At 70.9% G+C, this 22,070-nt stretch carries 17 protein-coding genes; 1 reads left to right on the top strand and 16 read right to left on the bottom strand.

Annotated elements, in window-relative coordinates:
- Window positions 1-23 precede the first annotated feature (23 nt).
- The 16 genes from ABD841_RS36315 to ABD841_RS36240 all read right to left on the bottom strand — a co-directional run bounded on the left by ABD841_RS36315 (window position 24) and on the right by ABD841_RS36240 (window position 19,443).
- Window positions 24-2,912 carry an Rne/Rng family ribonuclease gene (locus ABD841_RS36315; protein ID WP_344981200.1) on the bottom strand — a complete coding sequence of 963 codons (2,889 nt, stop codon included), beginning with the start codon at window positions 2,910-2,912 and terminating at the stop codon, window positions 24-26.
- Window positions 2,913-3,008: 96 nt separating this feature from the next.
- The gene (locus ABD841_RS36310) at window positions 3,009-3,770 is read right to left on the bottom strand and encodes a TIGR03936 family radical SAM-associated protein (RefSeq protein WP_425582101.1); all 762 of its coding nucleotides are present in this window, start codon (window positions 3,768-3,770) and stop codon (window positions 3,009-3,011) included.
- 121 nt (window positions 3,771-3,891) lie between these two features.
- Window positions 3,892-5,802: a TIGR03960 family B12-binding radical SAM protein gene (locus ABD841_RS36305; protein ID WP_344981197.1), complete on the bottom strand. Its 1,911-nt coding sequence runs from the start codon at window positions 5,800-5,802 to the stop codon at window positions 3,892-3,894.
- A gap of 18 nt (window positions 5,803-5,820) precedes the next feature.
- Window positions 5,821-6,723, bottom strand: coding sequence for a phosphotransferase family protein (locus ABD841_RS36300; RefSeq protein WP_344981195.1), 903 nt, complete (start codon window positions 6,721-6,723; stop codon window positions 5,821-5,823).
- 28 nt (window positions 6,724-6,751) lie between these two features.
- Complete coding sequence (locus tag ABD841_RS36295) at window positions 6,752-8,179, bottom strand: NsdA family TPR-like regulatory protein (protein WP_344981193.1); 1,428 nt, start codon at window positions 8,177-8,179, stop codon at window positions 6,752-6,754.
- A 103-nt stretch (window positions 8,180-8,282) separates the two neighbouring features.
- Window positions 8,283-8,507 (bottom strand): hypothetical protein, encoded by a 225-nt coding sequence (locus ABD841_RS36290; protein WP_344981191.1) that lies wholly within the window; start codon window positions 8,505-8,507, stop codon window positions 8,283-8,285.
- A gap of 113 nt (window positions 8,508-8,620) precedes the next feature.
- Window positions 8,621-9,775 (bottom strand): rod shape-determining protein RodA, encoded by a 1,155-nt coding sequence (gene rodA, locus ABD841_RS36285; RefSeq protein WP_344981189.1) that lies wholly within the window; start codon window positions 9,773-9,775, stop codon window positions 8,621-8,623.
- A 55-nt stretch (window positions 9,776-9,830) separates the two neighbouring features.
- On the bottom strand, window positions 9,831-11,894 hold the full coding sequence (gene mrdA, locus ABD841_RS36280; RefSeq protein ID WP_344981187.1) for a penicillin-binding protein 2: 2,064 nt from the start codon (window positions 11,892-11,894) through the stop codon (window positions 9,831-9,833).
- Window positions 11,895-11,949: 55 nt separating this feature from the next.
- Window positions 11,950-12,483 carry a rod shape-determining protein MreD gene (gene mreD / locus ABD841_RS36275; RefSeq protein WP_344981185.1) on the bottom strand — a complete coding sequence of 178 codons (534 nt, stop codon included), beginning with the start codon at window positions 12,481-12,483 and terminating at the stop codon, window positions 11,950-11,952.
- 15 nt (window positions 12,484-12,498) lie between these two features.
- Window positions 12,499-13,407, bottom strand: a complete 909-nt coding sequence (mreC, locus tag ABD841_RS36270; RefSeq protein WP_344981183.1) for a rod shape-determining protein MreC — start codon at window positions 13,405-13,407, stop codon at window positions 12,499-12,501.
- Window positions 13,407-14,438, bottom strand: a complete 1,032-nt coding sequence (locus ABD841_RS36265) for a rod shape-determining protein (protein ID WP_344981181.1) — start codon at window positions 14,436-14,438, stop codon at window positions 13,407-13,409. The genes mreC and ABD841_RS36265 overlap by 1 nt, the downstream gene beginning before the upstream one ends.
- Before the next feature lie 191 nt (window positions 14,439-14,629).
- Entirely contained in the window at window positions 14,630-15,040 is a 411-nt protein-coding gene (ndk, locus tag ABD841_RS36260; protein ID WP_344981180.1) for a nucleoside-diphosphate kinase, read from the bottom strand.
- Between the two features lie 96 nt (window positions 15,041-15,136).
- Window positions 15,137-16,936, bottom strand: a complete 1,800-nt coding sequence (locus ABD841_RS36255; protein WP_344981178.1) for a hypothetical protein — start codon at window positions 16,934-16,936, stop codon at window positions 15,137-15,139.
- Window positions 16,937-16,947: 11 nt separating this feature from the next.
- Window positions 16,948-17,286: a DUF4233 domain-containing protein gene (locus ABD841_RS36250; RefSeq protein WP_344981175.1), complete on the bottom strand. Its 339-nt coding sequence runs from the start codon at window positions 17,284-17,286 to the stop codon at window positions 16,948-16,950.
- Between the two features lie 103 nt (window positions 17,287-17,389).
- Window positions 17,390-18,682, bottom strand: a complete 1,293-nt coding sequence (locus ABD841_RS36245) for a bifunctional folylpolyglutamate synthase/dihydrofolate synthase (protein ID WP_344981216.1) — start codon at window positions 18,680-18,682, stop codon at window positions 17,390-17,392.
- A gap of 311 nt (window positions 18,683-18,993) precedes the next feature.
- On the bottom strand, window positions 18,994-19,443 hold the full coding sequence (locus tag ABD841_RS36240; protein WP_344981174.1) for an RDD family protein: 450 nt from the start codon (window positions 19,441-19,443) through the stop codon (window positions 18,994-18,996).
- 474 nt (window positions 19,444-19,917) lie between these two features.
- Between ABD841_RS36240 and ABD841_RS36235 the strand changes: the two genes are divergently transcribed.
- A complete protein-coding gene (locus tag ABD841_RS36235; protein ID WP_344981173.1) occupies window positions 19,918-21,759 on the top strand; it encodes an IS481 family transposase in 1,842 nt (613 codons plus the stop codon).
- Window positions 21,760-22,070 lie beyond the last annotated feature (311 nt).

The following is a 22,070-nucleotide window of genomic DNA, read 5'->3' as shown; positions in this document are numbered from 1 at the left end:
GGACGGAACGTCAGGGCGCCGGTCTACTCGACCGGCTTGGCCTTGCGGGAGCGTCTCCGCCCCCGGCCGGAAGCCTGTGCGGCCTGCGACTCCTCACCCTGGACGTCGTCAAGCGCATCTGTCACCGTATCACGTCCGGACTGGTCTCCGGCCGCGACAGCCTGACCGCCCTCCTTGGCGGCCTTCTCGGCCTCCTTGGCGAGCTTCTCCGCGACGGCCTTCTCCACGGCCATCTTGCCCTGGGTGCCGCGCGGCTCGGGCTTGCCCTCGACCGGCTCGGTCGATACGTGCAGACCGCGGCCGTTGCAGCACTCGCAGACGGTGGAGAAGGCCTCCAGCAGGCCCTGCCCGACCCTCTTCCGCGTCATCTGGACCAGGCCGAGCGAGGTGACCTCGGCGACCTGGTGCTTGGTCCGGTCACGGGCCAGGCACTCCAGCAGCCGCCGCAGCACCAGGTCCCGGTTGTTCTCCAGCACCATGTCGATGAAGTCGATGACGATGATGCCACCGATGTCGCGCAGCCTGAGCTGACGGACGATCTCCTCGGCCGCCTCCAGGTTGTTGCGGGTGACGGTCTCCTCCAGGTTCCCGCCCTGGCCGGTGAACTTGCCGGTGTTGACGTCGACCACGGTCATCGCCTCGGTGCGGTCGATCACCAGCGAGCCGCCGCTGGGCAGCCAGACCTTGCGCTCCATCGCCTTGGCGATCTGCTCGTCGATCCGGTAGGCGGCGAAGACGTCACCGTCCTCCTCCCACCTGGTGAGGCGGTCGGCAAGGTGCGGGGCGACGTAGCGGACGTACTCGTCGATCATCTCCCACGCCTCGTCACCCGAGACGACCAGGGAGGAGAAGTCCTCGTTGAACACGTCGCGGACCACCCGGATGGTCAGGTCCGGCTCCGAGGAGAGCAGCTCGGGCGCGCTGGCCGACTTGGCCTTGCGCTGGATGTTCTCCCACTGGGCCGAGAGCCTCGCCACGTCGCGGTCGAGCTCCTCCTCCGACGCGCCCTCGGCGGCCGTGCGGACGATGACGCCCGCGTTCTCCGGCATGACCTTCTTCAGGATGCCCTTGAGACGGGTGCGCTCCTTGTCGGGGAGCTTGCGGCTGATGCCCGTCATCGAACCGTCCGGCACATAGACCAGGTAACGTCCGGGCAGGCTGATCTGCGAGGTGAGACGGGCACCCTTGTGACCCATCGGGTCCTTGGTGACCTGCACCAGCACCGACTGCCCCGACTTCAGCGCCACCTCGATCCGCTTGGGCTGGCCCTCCAGCCCGGCGGTGTCGAAGTTGACCTCGCCGGCGTACAGGACGGCGTTGCGGCCCTTGCCGATGTCGATGAACGCGGCCTCCATGCTCGGCAGCACGTTCTGCACCTTGCCGAGGTAGACGTTGCCCACGTACGACTGGCTCGCCTCGCGGTTGACGTAGTGCTCGACGAGGACGCCGTCCTCCAGCACCGCGATCTGGGTGCGGCCACCGGTGCGACGGACCACCATCATGCGCTCGACGGACTCGCGGCGCGCCAGGAACTCCGACTCGGTGATGATCGGCGGCCGCCTGCGGCCCAGCTCGCGGCCCTCCCGGCGGCGCTGCTTCTTGGCCTCCAGACGGGTCGAGCCGCGCACGCTCTGCACCTCGTCGACCGAGGTGCTGCGACCGGCGCGGGGCGCGCGGATGCGGACCACCGTGTTCGGCGGGTCGTCCTGGGCCTCGACGAGGTCGTCCACGCCCCTGCGCCGCCGACGGCGCCGCCGGCGGGAGCCGCCGGCCTCGACCGGCTCCTCCTGCTCGGGCTCCGGGGCCTCCTCCTCCGCCGGCTCTTCCTCGGTCTCCTCGGCCTCTTCGGTGTCGCGCGCCTTGCCACGGCCGCGGCCGCCCCTGCGGCGGCGGCGCCGGCTGCCGCCGGCCTCGTCGTCGCCGCCGCGTTCGTCGTCCTCGGGCTCCTCAGCGGCCTCGGCCTCCACCGGCTCCGGCTCGGGCGCGGGCGCCTGGACCGGCGCGGGGCGCGCGGCCGGCGGCTCGGCCAGGTTCTGGTCGGGAGCCTGGAACAGCGGCTGGAAGACCGCGGCGGGCGCCTGGAAGGTCACCACAGGCACCTCGGACCGTTCCCGGGCGGAGAACCCGAAGGGGTCGGAGAAGAGGCCGGGCCGCCGCTCCTCGATGATGTCCTCACCGGCGGGCTCGTCGTCCAGCGGCTCGTCGGCGGGCAGGGCGAGCAGCAGGTCGTCCGCCGCCTGCTCCGCCTCGGCCTCGACCGCATCGCCGGGGACCGGCTCCGGGGCGGGCTCGGCCGGAACCTCCGGCGCGGCCGCCTTGCGGGCGCGGGTGCGCTTGGCCGGCGCGGGCGCCGCCTCGGCGACCGCCGCCGCGGCGGCCTCGGCGACCGGCGCCGGAACCTCCGTAACGGGCTCCGCCACGGGCACGGCGGCCTGCTCGGGGGCCGCGTCGGCGCCGGATGCGGGAGGCGGCCCGGCGGCGGCCGTCTTCCTCGCGCGGGTACGCCGGGTGGTGGTGGTCGTACCGTCCGCGGCGGCCGCCTTGCGGGCGCGGGTGCGCTTGGCCGGCGCGGGCGCCGCCTCGGCGACCGCCTCCGCGGCGGCCTCGGCGACCGGCGCCGGAACCTCCGTGACGGACTCCGCCACGGGCGCGGCGACGTCCGCGATGGACTCCACGGCCGGCTCGGAGATCACGGCTGTCCCGGGCGCGGAAGGCGCCGGCTCGGCGGCGGCCTGCTCGGCGGTCGCGGCGAAGGCCGGCACAGTGATCACCGTGCTCTCGGACTCGGGCTCCTCCGGCGGTGGCCCGGCAGGCCTGCTCGCCGACCTGCGGCGAGGGGCGGGCCGTGTCTGTTCTGTTCGGTTATCCTCGCCAGGACCGTTGGCCCCGGCGTTGGGCTCGTTGTCGAGCATGCGGGCGCTCTCCCGTCAGCTCCCGGGCGCGTCTCCGCGCCGCACAGGAGCTCTCGTCTCTCACTGTCCGCCAGGCCGCGGGCCCGGCGCCAAGTCCTATAGGTCGCCGCCGACGTGCCTGCCCGCCGGTTCCGCCTCGCCGCCGCGCGTGATGTCGCGGTCAAGGTCGAGCGGGTCGGCGGGCTCGCCGGTGTGCGCGTCGAGCGGGCCCTGCGCCAGCCTGGTCACCTCGGGGGGCACCGGCGGCGCGAAGTCAGCCACAAGACGCATTCCAGCAAGAACGTCGTCGGGTCGAACGGCAGGCGTTGCGTGCCGTACAACCATGCGAAGTATGACACATGGCTGACTGGACGCCTGACCTGCTGTTGTCTCAGTTCCCTCAAATACCGCGAGGCTCAGCACCGCCTCACGCGCGTCGAAGCGGCGCATTCCCTTCTTCGTGAGCCGCTCCACCTCGACGCGATCGGCGGCGAGAAACCTCTCGACCGCCGCCCCGGCGAGGGCGGGGCCGGCTCCCGGCAGCCGCAGCTCCCACGCCGAGCACTCCAGGCGATCGGCCAGGCTCCCGGTGCCCGCCTCGACGACGTCGAGCACGTCGAGGCCGACCGGCAGTGAGGCGTCCAGGGCGGCCCGGACCTGGTCCGGCTCGCACTCGCGCGTCACGCTGATCTCAAGGTACTCGGCCTCGCTGGCGACCCCGGTGGGGGCGGCCGCTCCCACGTAGGAGATCTTCGGGTGGGGCGAGAAGCCCGCGCTGAAGGCCACCGGGACGTCGGCTCGCCGGAGCGCGCGTTCGACGGCTCGGGAGATGTCTCGGTGGCTGGTGAAACGCAGGCGGCCTCGCTTGGTGTAGCGCACGCGGAGACGTTGCACCGCGGGCGCGGGCGGCGGCCCGTCGGGAGCGGGTTTCAGGGTGGTGTCGTCCTTCCCAAGTCGTGGTCGTCGTTTCAAGGAGGGTGGCGCTCACGCGCCGCCCATCTCAGACAACCGTCAGTGGCAGCAGCTTCTTCCCCGTCGGCCCGATCTGGATCTCGGTCCCCATCGTGGGGCAGACACCGCAGTCGTAACACGGGGTCCAGCGGCAGTCTTCGACCTCGACGTCGTTGATCGCGTCCTGCCAGTCCTGCCAGAGCCACTCGCGGTCGAGACCCGCGTCGAGGTGGTCCCAGGGCAGGACCTCGTTCTCCTCGCGCTCGCGCGTGGTGTACCAGTCGATGTCGACGCCGGCCTTGGCCGCGGCGTCCATCCAGCGCTGGTAGGAGAAGTGCTCGCTCCAGCCGTCGAACCGGCCGCCGTCCTCCCACACCGCGCGGATGACCCCGCCCACCCGGCGGTCGCCCCGGGAGAGCAGGCCCTCCACGATCGAGGGCTTGCCGTCGTGGTAGCGCAGGCCGATGGCGCGGCCGTACTCCCTGTCACCGCGCAGGGCGTCCTTCAACGCCTTGAGCCGGCGGTCGACGGTCTCGTGGTCGGCCTGGGCCGCCCACTGGAACGGGGTGTGCGGCTTGGGCACGAACCCGCCGATGGAGACCGTGCAGCGGACGTCGCGCGACCCCGTGGCCTCGCGGCCCGCCTGGATGACCTTCCTGGCCAGGTCGGCGATGCCCAGGACGTCGACGTCCTCCTCGGTGGGCAGGCCGCACATGAAGTAGAGCTTCACCTGCCGCCAGCCCTGGGTGTAGGCCGTGGTGACCGTCCTGATGAGATCTTCCTCGGTGACCATCTTGTTGATCACCTTGCGCATCCGCTCGGAGCCGCCCTCCGGGGCGAACGTCAGGCCCGAGCGGCGGCCGTTGCGGGAGAACTCGTTGGCCAGGTCGATGTTGAAGGCGTCGACCCGGGTCGAGGGCAGCGAGAGCGAGGTGTTGGTGCCCTCGTAGCGGTCGGCCAGGCCCTTGGCGATGTCGCCGATCTCGGAGTGGTCGGCCGACGAGAGCGAGAGCAGGCCGACCTCGTTGAAGCCGGACGCCCTGACGCCCGCGTCGACCATGTCACCGATCGTGGTGATCGAACGCTCGCGGACCGGACGCGTGATCATGCCGGCCTGGCAGAACCGGCAGCCGCGGGTGCAGCCGCGGAAGATCTCCACGCTGAACCGCTCGTGCACGGTCTCGGCCAGCGGCACCAGCGGCTTCTTCGGGTAGGGCCACTCGTCCAGGTCCATGACCGTGTGCTTGTGGATCCGCCACGGCACGCCCGACCGGTTGGGCGCGACCCGCCGGATGCGGCCGTCGGGGTGGTAGTCGACGTCGTAGAACTTGGGCACGTAGACCCCGCCGGACTCGGCCAGCCGCATCAGCAGCTCGTCGCGCCCGCCGGGCGAACCCTCGGACTTCCACTCGCGGATGACCTCGGTGATCGCGATGGCGATCTGCTCGCCGTCGCCCAGCACCGCGGCGTCGAGGAAGTCCGCGATCGGCTCGGGATTGAACGCCGCGTGACCGCCGGCGAGGACGATCGGGTCGTCGTCACCGCGGTCGGCCGCCACCAGCGGGATGCCCGCCAGATCCAGCGCGGTCAGCATGTTGGTGTATCCGAGCTCGGTCGCGAAGGAGATCCCGAACACGTCGAACGCCCGTACGGGCCGATGCGCGTCGACCGTGAACTGGGGCACACCCTCGGACCTCATGAGCGCCTCCAGGTCGGGCCAGACCGCGTAGGTCCGCTCGGCCAGCGTCTCGGGCAGCTCGTTGAGGATCTCGTAGAGAATCTGGACGCCCTGGTTGGGCAGGCCCACCTCATAGGCGTCCGGATACATCAGCGCCCAGCGGACCGTGGCCTCGTCCCAGTCCTTGACGGTCGAGTTGAGCTCACCTCCGACATACTGGATGGGCTTCTGCACTCTGGGCAGGAGCGGCTCCAGGCGGGGAAACAGCGACTCGACAGACATGCTGTCAAGAATATCCGGCTAGAACGGGTGCCACAGTCGGTCGTCGCCCGCTCGCAGCGAGTCCAGCCGGTGCCGCAGTTCGTCGTGGGCCGCGCGGTCACGGTGCGCGTTACGCAGCACGGCGGTGAGAGTCTGCAGCTCACGCATGTCGCGCAGCACCGGGTATCCCGCCCACGTCGTCGCGTCGTACCCGTACGCCTCGATGAAGTTGGCCCGCTGCCGCTCGGTGAGCCCGAACCTGACACCCTGTAGCGTCGGGATCAGATCGATCTCCCTCGGCCCGGCGCACACCCCGTCCCAGTCGCACAGCACGAACCCGCCGAGTGTGCGGATCATGTTGCCGCGGTGGGCGTCACCGTGGACCAGCCCGTACGGCAGGACGAACTCCACCCGCTCGTAGTAGGTCTCGGCCAGCGTCTCGCAGCGGTCGAGCAGCCAGGCGCGGTCGCCGTCGTCCAGCACGACGCTCGCGTCGATCGCCCGGCGCACCCCGCCGAACGGGTCGTGGGTCGGCAACTCGAACGGGACCGGCGGCAGGTCGTGCAACCGGCGCAGCAACGGCCCGAGCTGCGCCGGGTCCGGCGGCGGCCCGATGTGCTCCTCGTGGCGCCAGAACGTCGCCAGGAACCCCTCGGCGGCGACCGGCTGCTTGACGGGCAGCGGACGGATCGCGGGGAAGCCCTGTTCGGCCAGCCACCGGGTGACGCGGACCGAGGTCACCAGGCGGTCGTACCTGCCGGGCGCGGTCGCCTCCGCCAACCGCACCACCGCCCGTTCGGCCGGCAGGTGGTAGACGGTGTTGGCGAAGTTGCGCATCATCACGGCGCCGGTGAGGTCGAGCCCGACCTGCCGGCACGCGTCGCCGAGCGCCACGCACGCCCGGGTGAGGAGCGATCCCTCCGCCTCGGCCGCAATCGTCATCGTCCGCTCCCGTCTGCAGCGGCAGTCGTCATGATCCACTCCTGTCCGAAATCGCGCGCCGGGCCTGCTGCGGCAGGCCCACGGCGCAGAAACTCTCGATCTGCCGTGCCATCTGCTCTCCTCCCGGCCGGGCGGAGAGCAGGGCGCGGCCGGTGCTGAGGGTCGTCCCCAGGCTGCTGATACGCCGATCGGGGGGGAGCGCGAGGATCGGCGCCATGGCCTCCTCCGCGCCCGAGGTGTCGCCTTCCATGAGGTGGGCGATCGTCAGGTGGGCGCTGGCCATCGACTCGCACCCGTAGGACCGGTTCTCCGGCTCCCCGGAGGCGTACAGGGCGAGCGACCCGCGCGCCGCCTCGATCGCGGCCGCGGAGTCGCCCAGGTGCAGGTGGGTGACCGCCGCGTAGTAGTGCTCCTTGGCCGGGCGGAACGCGAACTCCCCGGCGATCTCGTCGTGCAGCTCGTCGGTCGCGGCCGAGCGCGCGTCGGACGCCTGCCGCAGCGCCTCGCAGGCCTCCACGTGCCGGCCGAGCAGCGCGTACGAACGTGCCCTGAGCATGTGCAGGCGGGTGGCGCCCGATCCCGCGCGGACACAGGCCAGACCCTCCTCGGCGTAGCGCGCGGCGTCACCGTAGCGGCGGTCCCACAGCGCCACCGACGCCTGCATGCCACGCGCCCACCCCATCAGCGACGGGTGCCCGGCGATCTTGCCGTACGTCCACGCGGCCCGCGCGAGCGTGTCGGCGGGGATCCGGCGGTCCATGTCCATGCTGACGTTGGCCATCAGCCCGCACAGCGCCCCGGTGAGGAAGTAAAGCTCCCGGGCCTGGCCTGGGTGGATGCGCTTGTCCAGCGCCCTGCGGGTGCGCTCCTGCAGCTCGCGCATCTCCACGAACAGCGGCAGCGGCGCCTCGGAGACGTAACGCCTGCCGAGCCAGATCACCTGGGTGCGCAGCCGCTCCAACGCTCCCGTGCCCAGCTCGCTGGCCTCCGCCTGCTCGGCGTGCGCACCCGCCTCGTCGGCCGCGATCATGATCATGTCGAGGGCCGGCGGCGCGGACGGCACCGCGCGCAGTTCCTCCGGGGTGTAGTCGTTGGCGAAGCCGAGCTGGACCGGCCCGGTCCGGAAGAGCCTGCACAGCAGGTCCGTGTAGTCGCGGTCGGGCCGCGCGCCCGCCTCCCACTCCCGCCACGAGCGCTCGGTCAGCCCGCGCCGCTTGACGCCCTCGCGGTCGCACATGCCGTGGAAGTTCTCGATGGCCTCCTCCACGGTCCACCCATGGGCGAGCCTGTGGCACTTGAACCGGGTCTGCTGGGGGCAGCAGGCGTGGATCTCGTCGACCATCTGCTGGATGACGGCCGCGGACGGCGGCCCGGAGACGGCGGCCAGGGTGCGGTTACGGATGATCGTCGCGCAGGCGAGCGCGGCGCGGTCTCCGCCGCGGGAGATCTGAGTCATCGGCTCTCCGGGACACCGGTGAAGGGGGACACCCCAACGCTAGTGCGCCGTCCCGCGCCGGGTGGACCTGAGAACCCGTCACCGGGCCCGGTGAGCCACCGCCTCATGAACGCCCACCTCCGAAGGGCCCCACCGTCCCGCCGTTGCGGAGCTGCGCCTGGAAGAGCTGCCCGCACAGGCTGCTGGCGGTCTCGGCGAACCACACGACCGGCGGGCTACCCGCCGACACCGCGGCCCAACGGCCCTTGCTGAACACGATTCGGTAATCGGGGAACGCGGTCCGCAGCAGTTCGAGTGCGCGTTGCCTCTCGGCGAGCTCTGAGATCACGGCTCCTCCGTCATCGCGAGTTCCGTCTTCGTTCCCAGAATGTTCGCTTGACGAACGCGATGCCAGTGAGAATCCGGGCCCCCGGAACATGCGGGCCGCTCTCATGTCGCCGCCTAGAACCGCTTTTCGCGCATGTGGATCGCCTGCAGCAGCCCGATGGCGATCATATTGGCGAATGTCGCCGTACCGCCATAGGAGACGAACGGCAGGGGAAGCCCGGTGATCGGCATGATCCCGACCGTCATCCCGATGTTGATGAACGCCTGGAAGGCCAGCCAGCACACGATCGTCCCGGCCGCCAGCGTGCCGAACCGGTCGTCGCACTCGCGGGCGATCCGCGTCCCCCGCACCAGGATGGTGCCGAGCAGAGCCACCACGGTGACCGAGCCGAGGAAACCGAACTCCTCCCCCACGACCGTGAAGATGAAGTCGGTGTGCTGCTCGGGCACGAACCGGCCGGTGGTCTGGCCGCCCTCGAACAGTCCCTTGCCGAACACCTGCCCGGACCCGACCGCGATCAGCGCCTGGGTGCTGTTGTAACCGGCGCCGCGCGGGTCACTGGCCGGGTTCAGGAAAGCGGTGAACCGGGCGATCTGGTACGGCTCCAGCACGTCCATGAACCAGACGGCCACCGCCCCGCCGATCACGGCGAGGAAGAGCGCCGCGATCCAGCGCTTGCGGACCCCGGCGACGACGAGCGCGCCGACCGTGATCACCCCGATGACCATCGTGGTGCCCAGGTCCGGCTGGAGCATCACCAGCCCCATGGTGAAGGCGGCTATCACCAGCGCGATCCCGACGTCGGGAGCGCGCGGCCGGTCGGTGCCCTTGGCGGGCCGGGCCAGCAGCATCGCGAGCATCAGCACCAGGCCGAGTTTGGCGAACTCCGACGGCTGGAACGCGAAACCGCCCCCCAGCATGATCCACGAGTGCGCGCCGTTCACGGTCTCGCCGAGCGGAGTGATCACCAGGAACAGCCCGACCAGCGTGAGGCCGTACGCCAGCGGCGCGTACGCCCGCAGCGTCCGGTAGTTCACCGTCGCCGCCACCCCGGCCAGCACGGCTCCGATGGCGAGGTTGAGGATGTGCTTCTTGACGAGCCCGGTGGAGCCGGACGCCCACGTCCTCGTCGACGACCAGACCAGCAGGGCGCCGATCACCGAGAGCGCGGCCACCGCGACCAGCATGACACCGTCCATCCGGCCGACCGCGGACAGCACCGTCACCGCCCTGCCCGCGAACGAAGCCTTCGGCGGCGCTGCCGCCACCCGGTTCACCCCTCCCTCCCGCGGCCCGCCGCGGAGAACCCCGGCCGCGCCGCCGTCACCGCGCCACCGTCCCGTCCCGCTCGATCACCGGAGGCTCGGCCGCCGGGCGTCCGCCGGGCAGGATCGGGGTGGTCCGCTTCCCGTCGGGTGTGAAGCCGTAGATGGCCTCGTAGATCTTCCGCACCGCGGGGGCCGCGGTCTGGCCGCCCATGCCGCCCTGGGACACCATGGCCACGATCACGAACCGCGGCTTGTCCGTCGGAGCGAACGAGGCGAACCACGAGGTGTCGGCCTTGCCGTAGACCTCGGCGGTGCCGGTCTTGCCGCCGACCTTGACCTCGTCCATGGGGAACCCGGAGAACGCGCCGGCCGCGGTGCCGTCGGAGGCGACCTCGCTCAACGCCCCCTTGATGTAGGCCCGTTCCTCGGCGGAGAGCGGCAACCTGCCCACCACCGGCACCTCGATCTCCTTGACCTTGGTCCCGTCGGGGCGCACCAGCGCCCAGCCCAGCCGGGGGCTGCGCAGCTTGCCGTCGCTGACCAGCGCGGCGTAGGCCGCCGCGAGCTGCAACGGCGTCACCAGCACGTCGCCCTGCCCGATGGAGAAGTTGGCCGCGTCACCCGGCCGCCACTGGTAGCCCTCCAGGCAGTTCTCGTACGCCAGCCGCTTGAGGAAGGCCGCCCTGCCGGGATCGCTCCTGGCCACCTCGGGATAGCCCGTCTTGGCCCGCCTGCAGTTCCCGTCCTTGGTGACGGACCACAGCTGCTTCTTCCACGCGCGGTCGGGGATGCGCCCGGGAGACTCACCCGGCAGGTCGACGCCCGTCGGCCGGCCGAACCCGAAGGCCCGCGCCATGGCCGCCATCGGCTCCTTCGTCCTGCCCTTGGGATGGAGCCCGCCGTCGCGCAGCCACTGCTCGTAGGCCGCCCGGTAGAAGATCGTGTCGCAGGACTTCACCAGCGCCGTGTGCAGGGTGAGCGTGCCCAGCCCGATGCCGCGGAAGTTGTTGAACGGCCGGTCGCCCACCATGAAGGACCCCGGGCAGGAGTAGCGGCCGTGCAGCGGGTATCCGTCCCGGAGCATCGCCGCCACCGACGACACCTTGAACGTCGAACCAGGCGCGAACTCGCCCTTGATGGCCCGGGACACCAGCGGTTTACCCGACTTGCCGGACAGCAGTCGCTGGTACTGCGCCTCGGAGATGCCCCCGGTCCAGACCGCCGGGTCGTACGTCGGCGCGCTGGCCAGCGCGATGACCCGGCTGGTCCTGGCGTCCAGCACCACCGCCGCCGCACCGTCGGCCTTGGGCGCGCTCTTCATGGCCTCGGCCAGCGCCTTCTCCGCCGCGGCCTGCACCTTGGCGTCGATGCTGGTGATGAGCGTGTCACCGGGCACCGGCGGCACGTGCCGCTCCACCCCGATGACCTTGCCGAGCCGGTCGACCTGCACCCGGCGCATCCCCGGCGTCCCGCGCAACGGCACGTCGTAGACCGACTCCAGGCCGTCCCTGCCGACCAGGTCCACCCCGGAGAACGCCGCCCGCAGACCGTCGCGTTTCTCCAGCTCGTCCTGCGTGATCGGCTGCAGGTAACCCAGCGCCTGCGCGCCCGCGCTGTTCCCCGGGTACTCCCGGACGGCCTGCACCTCGGCCGTCACCCCGGGGAACTCCTCCTGCCGCTCCAGGATCTGCAGGGCCTCGCGGGTGGTGACGTCGTCGTCGATGGGAATCGGCTGATAGGGCGAGCCGGGCCAGCACGGCCGGGGGACACCCGGTCCGCACGCCCTGATCCGCTCGCGCAACTCGGCGGGCCGGTGGCCGAGCACCGCGGCCAGCCGGTCGAGCACCGCCCGGCCGTTGCCCGCCATGCGGTTCAGGCGCGTGCGGTCGACCGAGACGACCAGCGTGGTCCGGTTGCGCACCAGCGGCCGCCCGGCGGAGTCGAGGATCTGCCCGCGCACCGCGGGGACGACCACGTCGCGGGTGCGCGTCTCGGTCGCGGCCGCCACGTACTCCGGGCCGCGCACCACCTGCACCTGCCAGAGCCGCACGGCGAGCAGCGTCATCAACGAGACCACCAGCACCTGCAGCACGACCAGCCGCCCCCGCATCCGGCTCATGCCCGCCCCTCCTCACGCGCCGCACCGTCCTCGACCGCCACGCCCCGTGAACCCCTCACCACATGCCTCGCTCATGCACGACTCCGCGCCAGGCGGTGGAACGGTGGTGGACGGGTCGTATCCCGGGGCCCCCGGCGATCCTGCGCGCCGCCCACACCACGGGCGGCGCCGCGAGCAGGTTGTAGAGCGCCGCCTGCGGCAGCACCGTGGTGAGCGTGGCCAGGTCGACCCTCGCGTCGTTCAGCAGGGCACCGGCCGCCGCGGCGATCACCGGACCCGCGACCGCGCAGCCCAGCGACGCGAGCGGCCCGGCGCCCGGGTGGCTCTCGACCGCCCGCCCGGCGACGAAGCCGATGAGGCACAGCACGAACGCGTTCTGCCCGAGCAGGTGCGCCACCGGCGGCAGCACGTCACTGAGGAGCCCGGCGGCGAACCCCATCGCGGCCCCCGCCGCGGCGCCGCGGGCCAGCGCGTAACCCACCACGGCGAGCAGGAGCAGGTCCGGCGCGGCCTCCCCGGGCAGCGGCAGCCGGTTGACGACCGTCACCTGGACGACCATGACGAGCAGGAGCATCACCGCGAACAGCACACCGCGCACCACCCGTCACGCCCCCTCTCGCCCGGCGGAGGGCTTCTTCGTCTCACGCGGTTCGGAGGGGGACACCGCGTCGCGCGGATCGCGGCGGGGCGCCCGCACCACCACGCCGACCACGTCGAGCGCGGTGAGGTCGGCGTACGGCCGCGCGTAGGCGATCCGGGTCAGTTCGCCCGGCGTGGCCTCCACCCGCTCGACCACCCCGATCGGCACCCCCGCCACGTACGGGACCCCGCGCTGGGAGCCGAAGCTCACGATCCGATGGCCTGGGGTGATCGGCGCGGTCGAGTCGAGCAGCCGGAAGCGGACCACGCGCCCGTTCTCCCCCACGCCGTGCACCACACCGATCTCATTGCTGCCTTCCAGCCGGGCTCCGGCAGCCGAGGCCGGGTCGCTGAGCAGGACCACGGTCGAGGTGGCCGGCCCCGCCTGGATCACCCGCCCGACCAGGCCGTCGGCGTTCAGCACGGTCATCTCCGGACGGACCCCGTCGGCACGGCCCACGTCGAGCTCGACGGCCTCCTCGAACCCGGGCGTGCCCCGCCGGGCGATCACCTGGGCGGTCACGATCGCGTATCCGCTGCTCCCCGCCGTACCGAGCAGCCGGCGCAGCTCGTCGGAGCGCCTGCGGTCGAGGCGCTGCGCCGCCAGGTCTCGCCTGAGCCGCTGGTTCTCGGCACGCAGTTCCTCCACCCGCCGCCGGGCCGCGGGGGCATCGGCCATCGTCTCGAAGAACTCGCTGACCGGCCGGACGATCCCCGCCCCCGCGCCCTCCACGGCACCGAACAGGGTGCTGCCCGCCCCCCGGAGCGGGTCCAGCGGGGAGCCCGCCCCGGCGCGGTGGTCGACGGTCACAAGGATCAGCGCGGCGGCGAGCAGCAGCCCCAGGTTGATCCGTGACCGGCGTGTGTCCTTCATCAGTGCCGCGGTTCGGGGACAAGAACCTGCTGAAGGGCGTCGAAGTCCTCGACGCACTTGCCCGAGCCGAGCGCGACGGAGTCGAGCGCGTTGTCGACGAGATGGATCGGCATGCCCGTCTCGTTCTTGAGCCGCTCGTCCATGCCCTTCAGGATCGCTCCGCCGCCGGTGAGCGCGATCCCCCGGTCCATCAGATCTCCGGACAGCTCGGGTGGACACTTGTCGAGTGTGGTCTTGACCGCGTCGACGATCGAGTTGAGCGGCTCCTCGATGGCCTTGCGGACCTCGCCGGCCGACACGACGATCGTCTTGGGCAGGCCGCTGACCAGGTCACGGCCCCGGATCTCGGCGTGGCTCTCCTCGGGCAGCGGGCAGGCGGAGCCGATCGCCATCTTGATCTCCTCGGCTGTCCGCTCACCGAGCATGAGGGAGTACTCCTTCTTGGCGAAGGTGATGATCGCCTGGTCGAGCTCGTCGCCCCCCACCCTGATCGACTGGCTGGTGACCACGCCTCCCATCGAGATGATCGCCACCTCGGTGGTGCCGCCGCCGATGTCGACCACCATGTTGCCCGTGGGTTCGTGCACGGGCAGTCCCGCGCCGATCGCCGCGGCCATGGGCTCCTCGATGATGTAGACCCGGCGGGCGCCGGCCTGGTATCCGGCCTCCTTCACCGCACGCTGCTCGACCCCGGTGATCCCGCTCGGCACCGCGATGATGATGCGTGGCTTGGCGAAGTGACGGCGCTTGTGCACCCTCTGAATGAAGTAGCGCAGCATGCGCTCGGTGACGTCGAAGTCGGCGATCACGCCGTCCTTGAGCGGGCGGATCGCCACGATGTTGCCGGGAGTACGGCCGATCATCCGCTTGGCCTCGATGCCAACGGCCACGATCTTCCCGGTCGTGGTGTTGATCGCGACGACGGACGGCTCGTTGAGCACGATCCCCCGGCCTCTCACATAGACCAACGTGTTGGCGGTGCCGAGGTCGACTGCCATGTCACGGCCGAGAAAAGCAAGATTGCTGCCCATGAGGAAGGCTGCCCTCCTTCCGTCGGGTCGTCGGCGAAAACTACGGAACGCACTCGAATCGTAACGTGACGCACCCACCCTTGAGCGCAATGAGCAGTCCTACCCCAGCAAAATCTTGGGTCAGGCCGAACGCGTCAGGCCCCGCCGTCCCAGAGGACGACAGGGCCTGGAGAGAAAGGGACGCCCGGTGCCTAGAAGCGGTCCGGGAAGAAGATCTTGATCTCCCTGGCGGCGGACTCGGGCGAGTCGGAGCCGTGGACCACGTTCGCGCCGATCTCCAGCGCGTGGTCACCGCGGATGGTGCCGGGGGCGGACTTCACCGGGTCGGTGAGACCGGCCAGGGCGCGGAAGGCCTCGATGGCCCGGGGGCCCTCCAGCACCATCGCGACCAGCGGGCCGGAGGTGATGAACTCCACCAGCTCGCCGAAGAACGGCCGCTCGGAGTGCTCGGCGTAGTGCGCCTTGGCGGTGTCGACGTCCAGGGTGCGCAGCTCCAACGCCGCGACCTTCAGGCCCTTGCGCTCGACACGGGCGATGACGTCGCCGATGAGGCCACGCGCGACACCGTCGGGCTTGATCAGGACAAGGGTGCGCTCGGACACTGGAGTTCTCCTTCGAACAGGAATAGGTCGCGGACTGCGGTAAACGCGCGAAGTTTACCGTCCCTCGCGCGATTCCCCGCGGTCGGCGAGGTCACGTCACGGACGGGCGGGGCCGTTCCGCGGACTGTCCTCCGGTGACGGGGTGGGCGGCGGCACCACCACCGGCGGCACCGCGGTCTTCTCCTGGTCGGGGTCCGGCTCCCGTACGGGCTCCCCGGGCGGCTCCTGCTCAGGCCGCGGATACGTGCCCCTGCTCTCCGCGGGCACCACCGCCTCGGGAGCGAGGCCCGGCACGACCGGTACCACCCCGGCCCCGCCCACCGCACCCGCCACGGGACCGGCCCACCCTGCCGCACCCGCCACGGAGCCGCCCTGCCCTACCACGCCCGCCGCCCCCGTATCGGAGGCCCGCATGCCGGTGGCCCGGATGTCAGCGGCCTCCAGGCCGGGGCCTGACGCGGCCGTCTCGTCGTCCATCGCGCCCACCTCGCCCGTCGCGGTGCCGGGCGGGACACGGGCGAGGATCGCGCCGAGCACGATCACCAGAAGCAGCAGGCCGCCTCCGACCAGCGTCCACAGGTGCAGGGCGTCCACGAACCCGTCGACCAGGGCCTGCGGGGTCTTCGCCTCCTTCAAACGGGCGACCTGGACGCCGCTGCCCAGCAGGAACCCCGCCAGCACCGCGGGGAAGAGCAACGACAGGGCGAACAGCGCCGCCCCCTCCCCCCGCGAGCGCAGCCCGGCGGTGAGCGCCACCGAAGCGCCCGTCGCGAGCAGCACGAACGGCAGGATCAGGATCGGCCCGCCGGGAGCGGGGAGGAACAGCCGGACCGCGCACAGACCGGCCACCATGGCCACCAGGCCGCCCGCGGCGAGCAGGGGTGCGGCGACGTCGCGCAGCCGGATGGACAGCACGGCGGCAGCCAGGCCCGCCGCCCCGGCAATCGTGAAGGCGGGCCACAGCCCCGACAGGCCGGGGCCTCCCAGCCCACCGAGTTCGACGTAGGTGACCTGAGCGCAGGTCGGCAGGAGCACCACCCCCACCCCGAGCATCACGTAGGCGGGCGCACGACCGGCGACACCCCCCGGGGTACCCACGGAGGCCAGTCCCAGCAGCGCCAGGACCGACACCAGCGCCGCGATGACCACCCGGTCCACCGGCCAGTCGAACGTGCTGCCCAGCGCGAGGGCGGCGATGCCGGCCGCGGGCACGGCCGCCAGCAGGGGGCGTCGGTGCCCTCCCGCCGCCGGGGCCGGACCGGGTCTCTCCCCCTCTTTCAGCCAGAACATGAGGTGGAGCGCGGCCAGCACGAGCGCCACACCGGTCAGCATCGGGTACGGCTGGAGGGTGACCCGCCAGGATTCGGCCTCGTCGAGCGGCCACAGAGCGAGCGCCTGGGCCGCCACCAGGCTCACCGCCAGCGCGGCCGCCCACACCGCCCTGAGAGCCTGGGAGCGCCCCCAGACCGCCATCAGGGTGGCCGGGACCAGCAGGCCCGCGCCCACTCCGTGCAGGGCTCTCAGAGCCCCCACCACGGCCGTGGTGCCGGCGTACCCCCCGGCGGCGTCGGCGACGGCGACCAGAGCCAGCCCGGCGACCACGAGAAGCCCGGGCCTCGTCCGGCGCACGGCCACGGCGGCCACGGGCACGGTCAGGACCATCGCGGGAAGCGCCAGCCCGTGGGCCCGGATCATCTCGATCTGCGAGACGCCGGGCGGCAGGAGGGCCGCGACCACGGAGATGGTGTTGGGAATGGCGACGATCGCCAGCGGCAGCGCGATCGCGACGAGCAGTCCTAGGACGACGTCGGGCAGCAGGGTGGCGCGGAGTACGCGGACCAGGCCCGCGGGCCCGGCTGCCACCGCCCGGGTCGGCTGGATGGGAGGGACGGCCATGTTGGCCGACTTTAGCGAGAAGTCACGCCCTCGACACGGCGAGCGACGAATATCGCCGTGATCCACAGCGCGGCGAAGATCGCTCCGAGGAAGAACATGGTCGGGACCATGACCCCCGAGGCGATGGCCAGCACCTGGACCACACTCCCCACGATGTACGCCACAGGGTGCTTGAGCAGGCCGATGACCACCACGCAGAGGAGCGCCAGGCCGAGACCGACGGTGGCCGCGACGGCGGGTTGGATACCCTGCGTGTTGATGGCCACCGGCGTCATGAGACCGACGACTATCGCCTCCATGCCGAGCACGCTGGCGCACAGGCGTCTCATGCCCGGGGTGACCGTGATCATCTCTCGCCTCTCCTCCGTCGTCCCGTACACACCGCGTTCACGGGCCGTCCCGCGTACGCGGCACTCGCCGGCCCTCCAGCGTGCGCAACGCCCACCGCGCCGCTCACCGCGCCTCGTCCGCCCTGAGCAGCAACCGCGCGTCGCCGGCGGTGACCACCGAACCGGTGATCAGCACCCCGGTTCCGCTGAACTCCCCCATGGCGTCGGCAAGGCCGATCGCCAGATCGATCGCGTTGTCCAGCCGTTCGACCTGATGGACCCGGTCGGGGCCGAAGATCTCCTCGGCCAGCGCGGCGAGGTCGTCCACGTCCATGGACCTGGGTGAGGAGTTCCGAGTCACCACGATCTCGTCCATCATCGGTTCCATCAGTTCCAGGATGCTCTGGACATCCTTGTCACCGAAGACGGCCACCACGCCGATGAGGTTGGCGAAGTCGAACGACTCCCGGACCGCTTCCAGGGTGGCCTGCACGCCCCCGGGGTTGTGTGCGGCGTCCACGAGCACCGTGGGACCCCGCCGCACGACCTCCAACCTGCCCGGCGAACGCACCTGCAGGAACCCCTGCTGCACCACCTCGTCGCCGAGAGGGTCGTCCCCGGCGGTGAGCGCCTCCACCGCGGCCAGCGCGCAAGCGGCGTTACTCGCCTGGTGGGCCCCGTACAGCGGGAGCATGACGTCCTCGTAGGTTCCCTTGAGCCCCTTGAGCCGGAGCATCTGCCCGCCGATGGCGAGCTCGCGGCCCAGCACGCCGAACTCCAGCCCCTCCCGCGCCACGGTGGCACCGACCTCACTCGCCCTGTGCATCAGCACCGTCGCGGCGGAAAGCTCCTGCTGGGCGAACACGGCGGTCGCCCCGGGCTTGATGATGCCCGCCTTCTCACCGGCGATCGTCTCGACGTCGGGGCCGAGGTAGTCGACGTGATCGAGAGAGATCGGGGTGATGACGGCCACGGTGCCGTCCGCGACGTTGGTGGCGTCGAAACTGCCGCCCATGCCCGTCTCGATGACCGCGACGTCCACGGGGGCGTCGGCGAAAGCGGCGAAGGCCATCGCGGTGAGAGTCTCGAAGAAGGAAAGCCTCCGCCCCTGGGCGTCGATCATCTGCAGGTACGGCGCGATGTCCTCGTAGACCTCGACGAAGCGCTCCTCACTGAGCGGCATGCCGTCCACGCAGATGCGCTCCCGCATGGAGACGAGATGCGGGCTGGTGAACCGGCCCACGCGCAGGTTGCGCTCTCTCAGGAGAGATTCGATCATCCGCGTCGTGCTCGACTTGCCGTTGGTGCCGGCGACGTGGACGACGGGGTAGGAGTGCTGCGGGGAACCGAGCACGTCCATAAGCGCGGCGATACGGTCGAGGCTGGGATCGAAGTTCCACTCGACGCCGCGTTCCATGATCGCTTGTTCAACCGCTCGGTAATCCACGTTCCCAGCCTACTGACCTCTCCGGCAGGTTCCGGACTGGCCTATAAAGCTGAAAGAACACAGACCTCGCAGCGCGTGAGTATCCATGAGGGGACAGGCTCCTTGAATCCGCCGCCGATCGGCGGAACGTTTCCGGGAAAGGCCCTCCCGAGGCTCCCGAAAGCCCCAGGCTCCCGAAAGGATTTTCCGCGGCGGGCTCCCTCCCCCACCGACCGTCCGGAACAGCGGCCGGGCAGAGGAACAGGAGGTCATCGCAGAGAGAGCAGAGAGACAGGACCTCGTCAGCGATCGACGACCCAGGTCTTCGCCACCTTGTCGTGCCACGCCTGACGATAACCGCTGCGGTCGAAGAAAGCCGACAACGCCCAGAGGAGCCAGAGAATGCTCCCGGCGGCCTGCGGGAGGAGCGAGGTGACGAAACCGATGACCACGATGCAGATGTACCGGACGAAGGACGCGCCCATCATGACCGGCTCGCCGGTGTCCACGTGGACGACTCTGATCCCTACGACGATCTTGCCGAACGTCCCACCGTACAGACCGGTCATCACGGGCTCGTAGAGCACCACGATGACGATACCGATGAGCCGCAGGATGAGATCATCCAGCAGATGAGGGCCGGCACCCGGACCTGTCGCGTATGTGAATCTCGTGTAGAGCAACGCGACAAGAAGCATGATGACGAAGAGGGCGATCAGATCGACGACCCAGGCGCCGAGGCGCCTGCCCATGAATGCCGTGTAGAGGTGCCTGCCCTGAGAATCGGAACGAGGACATGCTGTGGGTCAGCCATGCCGAGAAGAGTGCCAGCGATGACTTGTAGCCTGCTGGGGCCCTTCTGAAACCGTGGACCCGAGAAGCCACATGGAGCGCGAGCATGAGCTCACGTGGAGCATGGATGCGGGAAGGCCCTGCCCACACGGCAGAACTCCACACGGTAGAACCCCTGGGAGGCCCGGGGCTGAGGCCGGGAGCCGGCCAGAGCGCGCCCGAGCCCAGCGCTCCCTGGGAAACGAACCCCCCGAATCCCCCGGGCCGGCGAAGCCCACCCGAGCGACCGAGGCTCACCCGAACGGCCGGACCCGTGAAGACCCGAGGCCTGGTGCAGACCTCCGAAACCCCTGGGCCGGTGGAGTGTCGATGTGAGGTCTCGGGACATGCTTAACCAGTCGTTCTCGGGACATGCTTGACGACTGCACGGCATCATGCTCGCCAAGAAGACGGTCAGGACGATCTCCACACGGGTGGCGAGCGTGGACGAGCAGGCGTTGGTTGAGTACCGCTATCGCGCGGTACGCGAGGTGCTGGCGGGCTCGCCGATCGGGGAAGTCGCAGCCCGGTATGGGACCTCCCGTCAGTCGGTGCACACCTGGCGGCAGCGCTTTCAGCAAGAGGGCATGCCCGGGCTGGCCGATCGTTCACGGCGGCCCCGCACCAGTCCGACCCGGCTGCCGGCCGAGGTCGAGGCGCTGATCTGTGACATGCGGCGCCGGCATCCGCGCTGGGGTGCTCAGCGGATCGCGCATGAGCTCGGCGCCTGTGAGCTGGAACGGGTGCCCGGCCGGGCAACGGTGCACCGGGTGCTGGCCCGTAATGGGCTCGTCGTGGCTCAGCAGCAAGAACACAAGCGCACCTATCGGCGCTGGCAGCGCGAGGCGCCGATGCACCTGTGGCAGCTCGACCTGGTCGGCGGGGTGCCACTGGCCGACGGCCGGGAATGCAAGATGGTCACCGGCATCGACGACCACTCCCGCTTCATAGTGATCGCCGCGGTGGTGGCCGTCCCGTCCGGGCGAGCGGTGTGTGCGGCGTTCACCGCGGCGATGCGCCGCTACGGCGTCCCGTTTGAAGTGCTCAGCGACAACGGCAAGCAGTTCACCGGCCGGCACATCCGCCCGCAGCCCGTCGAGGTGCTCTTTGAGCGGGTGTGCCGGGAGAACGGCATCACCCAGCGGCTGACCAAGCCCCGCTCACCGACCACGACCGGCAAGATCGAACGGTTCCACAAGACCCTGCGCCAGGAGTTGCTGGATCACGTGGCCCCGTTCGAATCCATGGCCGCGGCCCAGGAAGCCATCGACGCCTGGGTGCACACCTATAACCACGCCCGGCCGCACCAGGCGCTGAACATGGCCACCCCGGCCAGCGTGTTCCGGCCTCACGGCCCCACCCGTGACGACGCCGTGCCGTCCGGATCCGCTCAACCTCACCAGGAGCCGATGTCCTCACCGCCGGTGAGGATCGACGTGGTCGAACCAGCATCTGCGTTCTTGCCCGCCGGGGCGGTGGAGTTCGACGTCCGTGTCCCGCCCAGCGGGCAGATCACCCTGCTGCCCGGCAAACAGCGCGTCGGGGTGAACCAGGGCTTGGCCGGCCGGACCTTGACCTTCTGGGCCGATCTGCGCAGCATCCACTTGCTGCTGGACGGGCACCGGGTGCGCACCGTCGCCTCACGACTGCTGCCCGAGGACCTGGCTTATCTGGTCATGCGCGGTGCCCGGCCGGGCGGAGCCGAACCCGCCCCGGCGGCGTTGCCGCGCCTCAACGGCCGCCTGGTGGTGGCCGCGGGTCAGGCCGTTGAGGTCGAGCGCAAAGTGCATCGCGATGGCCACGTCCAGATCGCCGGCACCAAGTGCCAGGTCGCCTTCGCGCTGGCTGGGCGCTCGGTCACGATGCGGCTGGACGGTCACCTCATGCACGCCATCGCCGACGGCGCCTTGGTCGGCACCTGGCCTTGCCCGGTCAGTCCCGATCACCTGGCTGGTCTACCCGGAGCACGAACAGCGGCAACCCCGCTGCCGCCGCCTCCGCTGCCCGCGGGATCGATCCGTGCGCAGCGGCGCGTTCACGCCAGCGGGCGAATCATGATTGCCAGACAAGCGATCAAACTCGGCCCGCGTCACGCGGGCAAGCTCGTCACTGTCGTCATCGAAGACACCCACTTCCGGATCCTGCACGGCGAGGAGGAGATTGCCATCAAACCGCGCAAAGACCTCACACCCATCACCCGGCTCTACGTCCGCGGCAAGGACACTCAGTCGAGCTAACGATGTCAACCATGTCCTGAGACTGAGAGGTCAAGCATGTCCTGAGACCTCACATCGACAGTCGCAGAAGCCTTCTCTCGCAAGCGGACTGATCGACCGTCGGCGCCTTCACCGGACGGCGGGGTGGCGGCCGGGGCGAGCCGGAAGAGCAGAGGAGACGAACCGGAAAAACCGAGGGGCCCGGCGCGTGCCGGGCCCCTCGTCGCATCTATGTGAAGCCGGTGCCGTGTCGGCGGCATCGGTGGTCAAAGGCCGAGGGGCCCGGTGTGTGCCGGGCCCCTCGGGTGGTGCTGGGGTGAGTGGCCGGGGTT

Origin of the sequence: Streptosporangium fragile (genome assembly GCF_039534445.1) — a bacterium.
Taxonomy (GTDB): Bacteria; Actinomycetota; Actinomycetes; order Streptosporangiales; family Streptosporangiaceae; genus Streptosporangium; species Streptosporangium fragile.
This window is presented reverse-complemented; position numbering and strand designations above follow the sequence as displayed.